This is a genomic window from Amycolatopsis tucumanensis (assembly GCF_021654135.1).
Classification (GTDB): Bacteria; Actinomycetota; Actinomycetes; order Mycobacteriales; family Pseudonocardiaceae; genus Amycolatopsis_E; species Amycolatopsis_E tucumanensis.
Genome location: NZ_JAKGSD010000023.1, coordinates 111,260 through 124,287 on the forward strand (window position 1 = coordinate 111,260; position 13,028 = coordinate 124,287).

Consider the following 13,028-nt stretch of genomic DNA (forward strand, 5'->3'; position numbering starts at 1 on the left):
GCCGCGCGGCACCTCGACTCCCTCGGCGGGCTCCCGGGCACCATCGTCCGGCAGGCCACGCTGGTCGGCGGCCCGGGCCGGACCCCGTCGACGACCTGGCCCGCGGGCGCACCGGAACGCCGCGGCGATCGACGCGATCGCCGCTTGGTCGGTGTGACGAAGAAGGCCCGCCGCGGCAAACACCGCGACGGGCCTTCTTCAGTCAGAAACCGCTCAGTACGTCGGCAGGCTCTGGTCGATCTGCCGCGCCCAGGCGAGCACACCGCCGCCGAGGTGCGTGGCGTCCTTGAACCCGGCCCGGTGCAGCGCCGCCAGCGCCTCCGCCGACCGGGCGCCCGACTTGCAGTGCAGCACGATCGGCTTGTCCTGCGGCAGCTCCGCCAGCGCCTCGCCCGACAGGATGCGGTCCTTCGGGATCAGCTTGGCGCCCTTGATGTTCACGATCTCGTACTCGTGCGGCTCGCGGACGTCGATGAGCTCGAAGTTCTCGCCCGCGTCGAACTTGGCCTTCAGCTCCGCCGGGGTGATGGTGCTGCCCGACGCGGCCTGCTGCGCCTCGTCCGAAACGACACCGCAGAACGCCTCGTAGTCGATCAGCTCGGTGATCTTCGGCGTCTCCGGGTCCTTGCGGATCTTGACCTCGCGGTACTTCATCTCCAGCGCGTCGTAGCTGATCAGGCGGCCGAGCAGCGGCTCACCGACACCGGTGATCAGCTTGATCGCCTCGGTCACCATGATCGAGCCGATCGAGGCGCACAACACGCCCAGCACGCCACCCTCGGCGCACGAGGGGACCATGCCCGGAGGCGGCGGCTCGGGGTAGAGGTCGCGGTAGTTCAGGCCCTGACCGTTCGGCGCGTCCTCCCAGAACACGCTGACCTGGCCCTCGAACCGGAAGATCGAACCCCACACGTACGGCTTGCCCAGCAGCACGGCGGCGTCGTTGACCAGGTAGCGGGTCGCGAAGTTGTCCGTGCCGTCCAGAATCAGGTCGTAGCCGCGGAAGACGTCCAGCGCGTTCGCGGTGGTCAGCTGCTCGGTGTGCAGGATGACGTTGACGAACGGGTTGATCTCGGCGATCGACTCCTTGGCCGAAACGGCCTTGGGCTTGCCGATGTCGGACTGGCCGTGGATGACCTGGCGCTGCAGGTTCGACTCGTCGACGACGTCGAAGTCGATGACGCCGAGCGTCCCGACGCCCGCGGCGGCGAGGTACAGCAGCGCGGGGCTGCCGAGGCCGCCCGCACCGATGACCAGGACCTTCGCGTTCTTCAGCCGCTTCTGCCCGTCCATCCCGACATCCGGGATGATCAGGTGCCGACTGTAGCGGGCCACCTCTTCCTTGGTGAGTTCGGCCGCCGGCTCCACGAGCGGCGGCAGCGTGCCTGCCATCGGTCCTCCAAGTTCGCGCGGCTGTCGTTGTCGCTTCCCCAAGTATCCACAACACGGAGCGCGACCGGACTCTTCCCGCCGTCCCAGGATGTGGAACGCGTCAGCCCGCGGGGGCCGAATCGCCGAACTGCAGCACCGGCCAGGCGTTCGGGACACAGGTCTTGCCGTCGGCAGGCACGGCCTTCGAGTTGTACTGGTCGACCGCGTTCAGCTGGGCCACGTAGTTGTTCGACACGCCGAAGGTCTGCTGCATCATCACGGGCGCCAGCGCGCCGTTCTCCTGGCAGCCCACGTGCGATTTCCCCAGCGCGTGCCCGACCTCGTGGTTGATCGCGTACTGCCGGTACATCCCGAGGTCGGTGAACGCGAGCCCACCGCGGACCCACCTGGCGAGGTTGATCACCACGCGGTGGTCGAACGCCCGCGAGTAGCAGGAGGTCGGGAACGGGATGCTGAACCCGCACACGTCCGGCCGCTTGGCGGTGTCCGGCGTGGTGAGGCTCACGCGGAAGTCGATGTCCGGGTAGTCCGCGCCGACCCGCTGCAGCTTGACCTTGCCGGTGCCGATCCAGCTGCGCACGTCCGACAGCGTCCGCTCGACGGCGCTGGCGAAGGCGTCGTCACCGGCGTAACTGGCGGCGTCGATGCCGTTTTCGACCTCGATCGTGTAGTGGTACAGCTTCCCGCCGCTGCCGGCCTCCTTGCCGCTCACGCCGTCGTTCGGCACCGGGACGACGTGGTAGGCCATGGAGCCGCTCTGCGTGAAATCACCGCCGGTCGGCAGCTCGGCGGTGGGGATGTTGAGGTCGCGCGGCGCGGCCGGCTGTTCGGAGAGCGCGTTGTCCCCGCCTTGCCCTGCGCCGCCGTCGAGGGTCTGCGCCGCGGAGTTCGTCTGCGGCGGGGCCGGCTCGGTCGCGGTGTTGAACACCACCAGGACGGTGATCACGACGAGGACCGGCAACGCGTACACGCGCCAGCCGTAGGCGCCGACGAGACGGCCGACCTTGCCCTTGCGGCGCCGTGCCCGGCGGGCTTCCTCCGGGTCCTGCTCGAGCTGCGCCTGCGGCGGCTTCCACGACGCGGCCAGCGGCTCGGCCTGCACGCGCCGCGCGCGCGGCCGGTAGCGGTCCTCGCTCAGGCGCACCGACGACCGGCCCGACGGGGGCGCGTACTGTGCTCGCCGTCCTTCGCCACGCTCGCCGCTGCTCGCCCGCTTCACGGGTCCCAGATTGCCACATGCGCAGAGTTACGCAACGCGCGACCAAGCCGTCACGGAGCGAGCTCGGATTAACTCGAATGGGCTACCACGAACCGGCAGCGACCGCCTCCCACATACCCAGAACGGCCTTCGCTACGACAACCGGGCGTTCCATCTGCGCCACGTGACCGGTCCGCGGCAGCACGAGGAGCCGCCCGCGCGGCAGCAACTTCGCGGTCCGCGCGGCCCGGCGGACCGAGATCACCTTGTCCTCGGTGCCCCACACGACCAGCGTGGGAACCGTCACGTTGGGCGTCACCCGCCACAGCGATGCCGCGCCCCGCGCGAACCAGGTGCGGAAGATCCCGAACGTGCTGCGGGACATCGCCACGTTCGCCCAGGCCAGCTCGGCGCGCGCGCTGTGCTCCTCGACCAGCTCGGCCATCCGGTGCTCGGGGAAGGAGTCCGGGTCGGCGAAGCACAGCTTGATGACCATCTTGGCGCGCTGGTGCGCGGTGTAGGCGGCGAGCTTGCGCCGGGCGCGGCGGCCGACGAACGGCAGGTAGGCCAGCGCCATCAGCGGGTCGGACAGCCGGCGCGGGTCCGGCCGCCGGTCCGGCATCGCCGGCGAGATCAACGTCAGCGTCTTGACCAGCTCGGGGTGCCGCGCCGCGACGAGGAGCGAGACCGCGCCGCCCATCGAGTTGCCGATGAGGTGCACCGGGCCCGCGCCGAGCCCCTCCGCGAACCTGGCGACCACCTCGGCGTGCGCGTCGAGGCTGAAATCGAACGCGCGTTCCGGCTCGGAGAACCCGAAGCCGGGCAGGTCGATCGCCGCTCCCCCGGCCGTCGGCGCCAGCAGGGCGGCCAGGTCGGTCCAGTTCGTCGACGATCCGCCGAGGCCGTGCACGTAGAGGACGGTCTCCTCCGCCGCGCCCGGCGTGCGCCGGACGTGCAGCGAGACGCCGCCGACCTGCTCGGTTTTCCCCGGCCACGGCGGGAGTTTCGGGTCGAGTTCGGGTAACTCACGAGTGGACAGCGGTACGTGCGTGACGGGCACCCTGGGCGCCCCGGGATCCGGGGACGGCCGGGAAGCCGGGACGGTGTCGGTCATCAATCCAGGATGCCTACCCACCCGGCCCTTGGCGACTCGGCGATACCGGCGAGTAATCTCGAACGGGTTCTTTGGGAGGAAAGCATGACGGAGACTGCGGCGGCGCAACAGCGGGGAGTCCGGCTACCCCGGACCGAGCGGCGCGCTCAGCTTCTGGCCGCGGCGCAGCGGGTCTTCTCGGCAAACGGATACCACGCGGCGGCCATGGACGAGATCGCCGAGCAGGCGGGGGTCAGCAAGCCGGTGCTGTACCAGCACTTCCCGGGCAAGCTGGACCTCTACACCGCGCTGCTGGAGAACCACGTCGACGAGCTGGTCGCGCGCGTGAACGAGGCGCTCGCCTCGACCACCGACAACAAGCTCCGCGTGCGGGCCGCCGTCGGCGCGTTCTTCGACTTCGTCGCCAGCGAGACCGGCGCCTTCCGGATGATCTTCGAGTCCGACCTGCGGGGCGAGCCCGTCGTGCAGGAGGCCGTCGACCGCGCCACCACCGAGTGCGTCAACGCGATCACGGACACCATCACCGCCGACGCGGGCCTGGACGAGGGCCGGGCGCGCCTGCTGGCGGTCGGCCTGGTCGGGTTGAGCCAGGTCAGCGCCCGGTTCTGGCTGGCCCACCACAGCACGATGAGCCGCGAGGAGGCGGTGTCGCTGACCGCGACGCTCGCCTGGCGCGGCATCGGCGGCGGCTTCCCGCTCCAGCACACGCCAGGCGAGCCAGCCTAGTTCTCCAGCAGGCGGCTCAGCCGCTTCGCGACCTCGCGCGTCCGCTCGTAGGTCAGCTCGTGGCCGGCGCCGGGGAAGAGCACGAACTCCGCCTCCGGCAACTCCTCGGCGATCACGCGCGCGTGGTGCACCGGTGTGATCCGGTCCCGGTCGCCGACCATCACCACCGTCGGCGTGCCGCGCAGGCTCGCGAGCGCCTTGCGCCGGTCGTGGTCGGACATCGAGTCGCGGAAGCCGCCGACGCTGCGCGGGTGCGCGCGCAGGAACTGCTCCGTCATCGCCCGCACGTCGGCCCGCCGCACCTTCTTCCCGAACGCCAGCCACTTCACCGACGGCCGGGCCAGCGGCGCCGGGATCGGCACGTGCTCGGCGCCCCAGCGGTTGAGCAGCCGCCCGAACGTCTTGTCGACGCGCGCCGCCACCCGTCCGGCCCGCCCGTTCAGCCCGAGCGTGAGCCGGTCCATGTCGCAGCACGAGGTGGCGATGAACGCGACCCCGTCCACCCGCGATTCGACCAGCTCCGGGTGCCGCTCGGCCAGCGCCATCACGGTCATCCCGCCCATCGAGTGCCCGGCCAGTACGAGCCTGCCCTCCGGCGCCAGCTCCGCGATCAGCTCGGCGAGGTCGTCGGCCAGCTGCGCGACCGTCGCCGTCCCCGGCTTCGCCGGCTCCGACCAGCCGTGCCCGCGGTGGTCGTAGCGCAAGACCTGGACCCCGGTCGGCAGCAGCGGCAGGACCGGGTCCCACTCCAGGTGGTCCTGCGTCCACGCGTGCACCAGCACCAGGGTGACCGCGGCGTCGCGCGGTCCGGACAGCTCGACGTGGAGGGCGGTGCCGTCGCTCGTCGTGAAGCGACGGTCCGTCCCCCTCCGACGGACCGTCGCCGTCATCGGGCCCCCAGCAGGAAGGACTTGCGCCACCAGTACGTGCCCGGCTGGCCGACGAGCCCGGCGTCGTCGAGGAACGCCATGATGCGCTCGCCGGACCAGCGCAGGGTCTCGTGCCAGTGCGGGTTGTTCATGGCCGCCTCCCACGCCTCCCGCGGGTTGAGGCCGACCGCCTTGTAGACGCGCGGGTTGATCAGGCTGCGGGTGATCGCGAAGCTGACGACGGCGATGAGCCAGCGCTGGTAGAGCAGCTCGGCCTTGTTCAGCTTCGCCATGCCGCGGGTGACCTCCTCGCGGGCGAAGGTCACGTGCCGCGCCTCTTCGAGCACGTGGATGCGGTTGACCATGCGCACGAGCGGCTGGATGTCCTCGTCGGCCATGCTCTCCCGCTGGATCCGGTCGAGGATCTCCTCGGCGACCAGGATCGATCCGTACAGCGCGGGCCCGTAGCCGATGAACGGCAGCAGCTTGCCCAGCCGGTGCACGATCTTCACCGGGCCGTACGCCGGCGCGCCGACGGCTTCGACCGAGCGCGCGAACATCGTCGAGTGGCGGCACTCGTCGGCGATCTCGGCGAGCGCGTACTGCACGTGCCGCGTGGTCGGGTCGGAGTTGTAGACCTCCTTGAGCAGCAGCTGCATCAGCAGCACCTCGAAGAAGATGCCGTTGCTGGCGATGCTGGCGAGCTCGTGCTTGCCCAGTTCGAGTCGCTGTTCCTCGGTGAGCCGGTCCCACAGGTGGGTGCCGTAGAGCGAGCTGCGGCGCTCCAGCTGGAAGGGCTTGCCCTCGGCCAGCGGGGCGGACCAGTCGATGTCGACGTCGGGGTCGTAGAACTTGTTGGCCGAGGACTTCAGCAACCGGTCGGCGGTCTTCTCGCGGCCGTGGTCGTCCAGCGTTCGCGTCATCGCGTGCTCCCCACATTGTGTAACCCGTGGTAACAGTTACCTCTGGTAGCATGAGGCGCGTGACGGATCGTGTCAAGCGCAGCGGCAAGCACCCTTCGGCAGGCGAGCCGGCGACCGGCGACGCGCGCCGGGACCGGTGGCGCAAGCACCGGGTCGAGCGCCGGGCCGAGTTCGTCGAGGCGGCGCTGAAGGCGCTGGACGAGCGCGGTCCCGACCTGGCGATGGACGACGTGGCGGTCGCCGCCGGGGTCACCAAACCGGTGCTGTACCGGCACTTCGCAGACAAGGCCGACCTGTACGACGCGCTCGGCCAGCGGGGCACCGAGCTGCTGTTCTCGCGGCTGGTCCCGGCGATCAACGCGGAGCTGGCGCCGGTGCCGCGGATCCGCATGGCGCTGGACGCGTTCTTCACCGTCATCGAGGAGCACCCGAACCTGTACCGGCTGCTGGTGCGCGGCTCGTTCGCGGGCAAGCCGGCCGACGCCGACGTGGTGGCCGAGGACAAGGAACTGATCGCGACCGCGCTGACCGCCCTGCTCGGCGACTACATGCGGATGTTCAACATGGACTCCGGCGCGGCCGAGCCGTGGGCGTACGGGATCGTCGGGATGGTCCAGAACACCGGTGAGTGGTGGCTGGAGCGCCGGTCGATGAGCCGGGACAGCGTCGTGGAGTACCTGACGCAGATCATCTGGGCCGCGATCGACGGGCTGGCCCGCCAGCACGGGGTCACGATCGACCCGAACAAGCCGCTGGAGGAGAACAAGATCGTCCAGCTCGGACGGGTGCGCCCGAAGGAGGAGACGGATGTCGGCTGACGACGAAGACGGCTACACCGGTCCCGCGACGGTGGTGGTGGACGGCGCCGAGGTGCCGGTCGAGGTGGAGCTGAGGGGCCACTTCCAGCCCATCGACGGCTACTACCGCTGGTACGGCCGCATCGCGCCGAGCGCCCGGCTGGACGAGCTGTGCGGCGGCCGGAAGAAGAAGGGCGAGATCCGCACCCCGGACGGCTCCGCGACGGGCGAGCTGTCGGACCCCGACCCGTGGGGCCGCTACCGCATCCTGGGGACGAGCACGCCGCCGTTCACGGTGCCGAAAACGCTCGCCGAACTGGCCGACTGACGCGTCACGGAGTGGTCGAGGGGCACGGGGTGCCGCGCTCCTTGGCCGCGGCGTAGAGGTGGCAGCCGGTGGTCGCGCCGAGCAGGGCTCGCTTGGCGGAACCTGAAGACCAGCTCACCGCCGTAAGCGTCGCTGAACCGGATTTCGATCCCCGTGTCCGGGCCCGCGCGCTCGGTCTTGATCCGGTCGAAGCCGTTGCGCGAGTGGCTGTCGATGTCCTCGGCCTGCCGCAGCACCTCGCCCACCCGGTCGGCGAGTTCCGCATCGGCGAGGACGCGGGCCTCACACATGGCCGCAGCTGGTCAAGACGCCATCGCACGACCTGCGCCAAGCCGATCATCAGATCGGCTCCCGCCATTCCTCGGGGCGCGCAGCCGCAACATCACTGGAGTAATAAGCTCGACGGCTTTGCCGATACGCGGCGCGTAACCTGCCAGCAGCTCGCCGACCGGGATCAACGCGCACTCTACGAAACGACGAAAGGGGCGTCCACCTCGTGGTGAACGCCCCCTCCGCGAGAAGACTTACGAACCGACCGCGAACCCGACCCGGCGCACGTCCGAGGGCGCGATCTCCACGTAGGCGATCCGGTCCGACGGGACCAGGAACTTGCGGCCCTTCTCGTCGGTGAGGCTGAACAGGCCGTCCTCGGTCTTCAGCGCGTCGGCGACCAGCTTCTCGACCTCCTCGGCGGACTGGCCACTGGACACCACCAGCTCACGCGGGGTGTCCTTGATGCCGATCTTGACCTCCACCTGTTACCTCCGACTGGTTCTGCCACGTACTCCACCGCCCAGGCTAGCCCAGCCCGAGCACCTGCATCCGTTTGGTGTGCCCCTGCTGCAACCGCCGGAAGAGCCCGGCGATTCCCGACAGGTCGCCCGAGCCGGACACGATCAGCTCGGCCAGCGGGTCCCGCTCGGCCACCACGTACTGCGCCTGGGTCAGCGCCTCGCCGAGCAGCCGCCGTCCCCACAGCGCCAGCTTGTCCCGCGTCTTGGGGTCGGCCTCGATGCCGGCGGCGACCTCCCGCTCGGCGAACGCCGAGTGCCCGGTGTCGGCGAGCACCGTGACGACGAGGTCCTTGGTCTCCGGGTCCAGCCAGCTGCCCACCTCGCGGTAGAGGTCCGCCGCCAGCCCGTCCCCGACGTAGGCCTTGACCAGCGATTCCAGCCACGACTTCGGCGCGGTGGACGCGTGCCAGGCGTCGAACCGGGCCACGAACGGCGCCATCGCGTCCTCGACGCGCCTGCCGTGCTCGGCGAGGAACTTCGCCAGCATCTCGTAGTGCCCGATCTCGGCGGCCGCCATCGCCGACAGCGCGGCGCGCCCGGACAGGGTGGGCGCCTTCCGCGCGTCCTCCGCCATCCGGTCGAACGCGGACAATTCGCCGTAGGCGATGACCCCGAGCAGGTCGACGACGCCTTCGCTGATCTCTCGTGTCACGGCCGTGAGCGTACCGCCGTCACGGGGAGACGAATCTAACGTGGACACACCGGGCCGAAATGCCGAGGCCGGGGCCGTACCGGTTACAATTGGACGGGAAAGCTACCGCATCCGCAGTAGCGCGCCCCACCCGAGGCACACCCGCCTCGACTCGCCGGAGGACGAGCAGACCCCGGGCGCCACTGTGAGCGGCAGGTAATGCGCGTGCACGCCGTCCAGGCATTCCCGGTGGACCTTCCCGCCGGTTGAGTGCCGAATCTCGACCAGGCCGTGCGCGCTGGTAGAGAGAGGCGATCACACTGACCGCGAACATTCCCGACAACAACGAGATCGACCCGGTGGCCCTCGAGCACAGCGAGACGGGCGTCCCGGACACCGACACCTCCCACCCGCTGCAGGCCGACCACGTCGAACCGGCCACCCCCACCTTCGCCGAGCTGGGCGTCCGCCCCGAGATCGTGCGCGCGCTCGCCGAGGCCGGCATCGAGCACACCTTCGCCATCCAGGCCCTCACGCTGCCGCTCGCGCTGGCCGGCGACGACCTGATCGGCCAGGCCCGCACCGGCATGGGCAAGACGCTGGGCTTCGGCGTCCCGCTGCTGCAGCGCGTGGTCTCCCCCGGCGACGGCACCCCGCAGGCCCTGGTGGTCGTCCCGACCCGCGAGCTGTGCCTGCAGGTCACCCGCGACCTCACCGACGCGGGCAAGCACCTGAACGTGCGCACGCTGGCGATCTACGGCGGCCGCCCGTACGAGCAGCAGATCAGCGCCCTGCGCAAGGGCGTCGACGTGGTCGTCGGCACCCCGGGCCGCCTGCTGGACCTGGCCGAGCAGAAGGCGCTGGTCCTCGGCAAGGTCCGCGCGCTGGTGCTGGACGAGGCCGACGAGATGCTCGACCTGGGCTTCCTGCCCGACATCGAGCGCATCCTCGGCATGGTGCCCGACCAGCGGCAGACCATGCTGTTCTCGGCCACAATGCCGGACCCGATCATCAAGCTGGCCCGCACCTTCCTCAACCGCCCGACGCACGTGCGCGCCGAGGAGAACGACTCCAGCGCGGTGCACGAGCGCACCACCCAGTTCGCCTACCGGGCGCACTCGCTCGACAAGCCCGAGCTGATCGCCCGCGTGCTGCAGGCCAAGGACCGCGGCCTGACGATGATCTTCACCCGCACCAAGCGCACCGCGCAGAAGGTGGCCGACGACCTCGCCGAGCGCGGGTTCGCCGCCGCGGCGGTGCACGGCGACCTCGGCCAGGGCGCTCGCGAGCAGGCGCTGCGCGCGTTCCGCTCCGGCAAGGTCGACGTGCTGGTCGCCACCGACGTTGCCGCTCGCGGCATCGACGTCACCGACGTGACGCACGTGATCAACTACCAGACGCCCGAGGACGAGAGCACGTACGTGCACCGCATCGGCCGCACCGGCCGCGCGGGCAAGACCGGTGTCGCGATCACGCTGGTCGACTGGGACGACATGCACCGCTGGCAGGCCATCAACGACGCGCTCAAGCTCGACATGGCCGAGCCGGTCGAGACGTACTCGACGTCGAAGCACCTGTTCAGCGACCTGGACATCCCGGAGGACGCCACCGGGCGGCTGCCGCTGTCCAAGCGCACCCGCGCCGGCCTGGCCGCCGAGCCGGAGGAGCAGATGGGCGGCCGTCGCCGGAGCGGCGGCGCGACCACCCGCAACCGTCGCCGCACCCGCGGCGCCGCGAAGGCCGAGGGCGAGCAGGCCGAGGCCACCGGCGAGCCGTCGGGTGAGGAGCGCCGTCCGCGCCGCCGCACCCGCGGTGGCAAGGCGGTCGGCGACACCTCGGGCCCGGCGGAGAAGGGCCCGACCGAGCGCGAGGGCGGCGAGGCCGCGGAGCGTCCCGCCCGTCGCCGCCGCCGTCGCCGTTCGGGCTCGGCCAGCGCGACGGCGAACACGTCTGATACACCGGGTTCGGCAGACTGAGGCCGACCGGCGCCGCGGGGGCGCCGGCGAACACCGGGAGCAGGAACGTGAGCGAGCCCGAGGCGGGTGGACGGCACCGCCGTCCCGACGGGGGCGAGGTCGCCGGGCCGATCGGCGCGGAGGACGTGCTGGCCGGCGCTCCCGCCCCGGCGCCGGCTCCGGAACGGCCGCGACGCGAGCGGCCGTCCCCGTGGAACCGGCCCCGTGACCGGGTCGTCGCGGTCCTGATCGTCGTCGTCGTGGCCGTCACCGGTGTCGTGATCTGGGCAGGCAGCGCGAGCCGGGCGACCATCCAGGAGACGTCCGCGCCGGGCGCTCCCCTGCCGCCCGCGCCGGCGACCGTGCCGCCGACGCTGCGCGAGCTGTGGCAGGCGCCCAGCGACTCGGCACCGGTCCCGATCGCCGAGGGCACGGCCGTGGCCACCGCGAACGGCGGCGAGATCGCCGGGCGCGACCCGCTGACCGGCGAGGTGCGCTGGCGCTACGCCCGCGACCTGACGCTGTGCACCGCCGCCGAGGCCTGGGGCCGGGTGCTGGCGGTGTACCGCAAGGACGGCGTGAACGGCGAGTCCGGCTGTTCCGAAGTGATCGGGCTCGGCATCGACACGGGCCTGCGCAAGGCGCAGCGCACCGGCAGCGCGCCGCTGGGCACGCGGCTGGTGACCGACGGCAGCCAGGTCACCGCGACCGGGCCCGAACTGCTCGTGACCTGGCGGGACGACCTCGTCGAGACCAACGAGTACGGCAAGGTCCCCGCCCTGGTGAACCCGAACAAGCAGCCGCGCACGGGCTGCACCTACGGCTCGGTCGCGATGGCGTCGGGCCGGCTCGGCGTGATCGAGCGGTGCCCCGGCGACCCCGGCGACCGGCTGACGGTGATGAAGTCCGTGCCCAAGGAGTCGGACGAGCCGCAGGTGTCGTTCAGCGCCATCGTGGCCGGGCACAACGCGAAGATGGTCGCGATGTCGGGTGATCACACGGCGGTCGCGTTGCCGGACCAGAGGCTGCTGGTGCTCTACGACGCCGACGGCGAGCAGACCGCGGCCTACCCGCTGGACCTGCCCGCGTCGGACCTGGCGCAGGACCCGGCCGGGCTGGCGCCGGTCACGTCGACGACGTCGGCGAACGTGTACTGGTTCACCGGGTCGAAGATGATGGCGCTGTCCCGGGACAACCTGACTCCACTGTGGACGTTGAACAGCGCGCTCGGCCCCGGGATCACCTTCGCGCACCAGCTGGTCGTGCCGATCCAGGGCGGGCTGGCGGTGCTGAACGAGTCGGACGGGTCGACGATCCGCACGATCGCGGTGGACCGGCACGGCTACACCGGGCCGGTGCGCCTGGCCGCGCTGGGGCCGGTGCTGCTCGAACAGCGTGGGAACACGCTGGTCGCGTTTTCGTGACGGCGCAGCTGACCCCTCACGGGGCGGAGAAGGTGCGCCTGCGGGGCCTGGCCGCGCTGCGCACGCCCGCTCCGGCGAAGGCGACCGTCGTGCTGGTGCCCGGGTACACCGGGTCCAAAGAGGACTTCGCGCCGCTGCTGGACGGCTTGGCGGACGGTGGTTTCCGCGCGGTCGCGATCGACCTGCCGGGCCAGTTCGAGTCGCCGGGCCCGCCTGACGAGGAGGCTTACCTGCCTGCCGCGCTGGGTTCCGTGGTGGCCGGGCTGATCTCGGACATCGACGGGCCGGTGGTGCTGCTCGGCCACTCCTACGGTGGGCTGGTGGCGCGGGCGGCGGTGCTGGCGGGCGCGCCGGTCGCGGGGTTGACGTTGCTGGACAGCGGACCCGGCGAGTTGCCGGAAGGCGCCCGGCGGCAGGCGTTGGGCGCGGGCGAGCCGGTGTTGCGGCAGTCCGGTTTGGACGAGGTGTACCGGGTGCGGGAGCAGGTGAGCGCGCGGTCGCCGTTGTGGACCGCGATGCCCACGGACCTGAAGGACTTCCTGCGACTGCGTTTCCTGGCCTCGAACCCGGCCGGGCTGCTCGGAATGGCGCGCGGCCTGCGCACGGAGCCGGACCGGGTGCCCGAACTCGCCGCGACGGGCGTGCCAACGCAGGTGATAGCCGGCGAACGCGACGACGCCTGGAGCGTCCCGGCACAGCGCGAAATGGCGGCCCGCCTGGGAGCGCCCTTCGAACTCATCCCCGGCGCGGCACACTCACCGAACACCGAAAACCCGGCTGTGTTGTTGAAGGTGCTGCTGACCAGGTGGCGGGAGTGGGTGGCCTAGTACTCCAGCCGCACTTCGTGATGTTGGTTGTGTCTTCGCTGGTAGTGGCT

Annotated in this window: 14 protein-coding genes; 7 read left to right on the forward strand and 7 right to left on the reverse strand. The window is 71.2% G+C overall.

The genetic code is table 11. The features are described from left to right. Positions 1-213 precede the first annotated feature (213 nt). From moeZ to L2C96_RS22935, 3 genes are all read right to left on the reverse strand, one after another. Positions 214-1,392, reverse strand: coding sequence for an adenylyltransferase/sulfurtransferase MoeZ (gene moeZ / locus L2C96_RS22925; RefSeq protein WP_237337691.1), 1,179 nt, complete (start codon positions 1,390-1,392; stop codon positions 214-216). Positions 1,393-1,492: 100 nt separating this feature from the next. After that, the gene (locus L2C96_RS22930; protein ID WP_157358642.1) at positions 1,493-2,611 is read right to left on the reverse strand and encodes a DUF3152 domain-containing protein; all 1,119 of its coding nucleotides are present in this window, start codon (positions 2,609-2,611) and stop codon (positions 1,493-1,495) included. An 82-nt stretch (positions 2,612-2,693) separates the two neighbouring features. Beyond that, the gene (locus tag L2C96_RS22935; protein WP_027936127.1) at positions 2,694-3,704 is read right to left on the reverse strand and encodes an alpha/beta fold hydrolase; all 1,011 of its coding nucleotides are present in this window, start codon (positions 3,702-3,704) and stop codon (positions 2,694-2,696) included. A gap of 84 nt (positions 3,705-3,788) precedes the next feature. Between L2C96_RS22935 and L2C96_RS22940 the strand changes: the two genes are divergently transcribed. Further along, a complete protein-coding gene (locus L2C96_RS22940) occupies positions 3,789-4,430 on the forward strand; it encodes a TetR/AcrR family transcriptional regulator (RefSeq protein ID WP_027936128.1) in 642 nt (213 codons plus the stop codon). Here L2C96_RS22940 and L2C96_RS22945 read toward each other — a convergent pair. Then, positions 4,427-5,320: an alpha/beta fold hydrolase gene (locus L2C96_RS22945; protein ID WP_020419783.1), complete on the reverse strand. Its 894-nt coding sequence runs from the start codon at positions 5,318-5,320 to the stop codon at positions 4,427-4,429. The two genes, L2C96_RS22940 and L2C96_RS22945, sit on opposite strands and share 4 nt — an antisense overlap. Continuing rightward, complete coding sequence (locus L2C96_RS22950) at positions 5,317-6,222, reverse strand: AurF N-oxygenase family protein (RefSeq protein WP_237337692.1); 906 nt, start codon at positions 6,220-6,222, stop codon at positions 5,317-5,319. The genes L2C96_RS22945 and L2C96_RS22950 overlap by 4 nt, the downstream gene beginning before the upstream one ends. Positions 6,223-6,272: 50 nt before the next feature. Between L2C96_RS22950 and L2C96_RS22955 the strand changes: the two genes are divergently transcribed. From L2C96_RS22955 to L2C96_RS22965, 3 genes are all read left to right on the forward strand, one after another. Further along, positions 6,273-7,040, forward strand: coding sequence for a TetR/AcrR family transcriptional regulator (locus L2C96_RS22955; RefSeq protein WP_027936129.1), 768 nt, complete (start codon positions 6,273-6,275; stop codon positions 7,038-7,040). After that, entirely contained in the window at positions 7,030-7,347 is a 318-nt protein-coding gene (locus L2C96_RS22960) for a DUF4873 domain-containing protein (protein ID WP_020419785.1), read from the forward strand. Before L2C96_RS22955 ends, L2C96_RS22960 begins: the two co-directional genes overlap by 11 nt. A gap of 92 nt (positions 7,348-7,439) precedes the next feature. Beyond that, the gene (locus L2C96_RS22965) at positions 7,440-7,850 is read left to right on the forward strand and encodes a hypothetical protein (protein ID WP_237337693.1); all 411 of its coding nucleotides are present in this window, start codon (positions 7,440-7,442) and stop codon (positions 7,848-7,850) included. A gap of 21 nt (positions 7,851-7,871) precedes the next feature. On the opposite strand, the gene L2C96_RS22970 is transcribed toward L2C96_RS22965, so the two are convergent. Beyond that, positions 7,872-8,102: a DUF3107 domain-containing protein gene (locus L2C96_RS22970; protein WP_017986956.1), complete on the reverse strand. Its 231-nt coding sequence runs from the start codon at positions 8,100-8,102 to the stop codon at positions 7,872-7,874. A 43-nt stretch (positions 8,103-8,145) separates the two neighbouring features. Then, the gene (locus L2C96_RS22975) at positions 8,146-8,793 is read right to left on the reverse strand and encodes a ferritin-like fold-containing protein (protein WP_017986955.1); all 648 of its coding nucleotides are present in this window, start codon (positions 8,791-8,793) and stop codon (positions 8,146-8,148) included. Positions 8,794-9,131: 338 nt separating this feature from the next. On the opposite strand from L2C96_RS22975, the gene L2C96_RS22980 reads away from it, so the two are divergent. From L2C96_RS22980 to L2C96_RS22990, 3 genes are read left to right on the forward strand one after another with little or no spacing between them, the layout of a single operon-like run. Next, complete coding sequence (locus tag L2C96_RS22980) at positions 9,132-10,748, forward strand: DEAD/DEAH box helicase (RefSeq protein WP_237337694.1); 1,617 nt, start codon at positions 9,132-9,134, stop codon at positions 10,746-10,748. 47 nt (positions 10,749-10,795) lie between these two features. Further along, complete coding sequence (locus L2C96_RS22985) at positions 10,796-12,151, forward strand: Rv3212 family protein (protein ID WP_237337695.1); 1,356 nt, start codon at positions 10,796-10,798, stop codon at positions 12,149-12,151. Continuing rightward, on the forward strand, positions 12,148-12,978 hold the full coding sequence (locus L2C96_RS22990; protein WP_237337696.1) for an alpha/beta fold hydrolase: 831 nt from the start codon (positions 12,148-12,150) through the stop codon (positions 12,976-12,978). Before L2C96_RS22985 ends, L2C96_RS22990 begins: the two co-directional genes overlap by 4 nt. Positions 12,979-13,028 lie beyond the last annotated feature (50 nt).

What these genes read in the sequence shown, in the direction of transcription:
- moeZ (WP_237337691.1), bottom strand. Translation starts at nt 1,392, where the DNA reads ATGGCAGGCACGCTGCCGCCGCTCGTGGAGCCGGCGGCCGAACTCACC.
- L2C96_RS22960 (WP_020419785.1), top strand. Translation starts at nt 7,030, where the DNA reads ATGTCGGCTGACGACGAAGACGGCTACACCGGTCCCGCGACGGTGGTG.
- L2C96_RS22955 (WP_027936129.1), top strand. Translation starts at nt 6,273, where the DNA reads ATGAGGCGCGTGACGGATCGTGTCAAGCGCAGCGGCAAGCACCCTTCG.
- L2C96_RS22945 (WP_020419783.1), bottom strand. Translation starts at nt 5,320, where the DNA reads ATGACGGCGACGGTCCGTCGGAGGGGGACGGACCGTCGCTTCACGACG.
- L2C96_RS22950 (WP_237337692.1), bottom strand. Translation starts at nt 6,222, where the DNA reads ATGACGCGAACGCTGGACGACCACGGCCGCGAGAAGACCGCCGACCGG.
- L2C96_RS22935 (WP_027936127.1), bottom strand. Translation starts at nt 3,704, where the DNA reads ATGACCGACACCGTCCCGGCTTCCCGGCCGTCCCCGGATCCCGGGGCG.
- L2C96_RS22940 (WP_027936128.1), top strand. Translation starts at nt 3,789, where the DNA reads ATGACGGAGACTGCGGCGGCGCAACAGCGGGGAGTCCGGCTACCCCGG.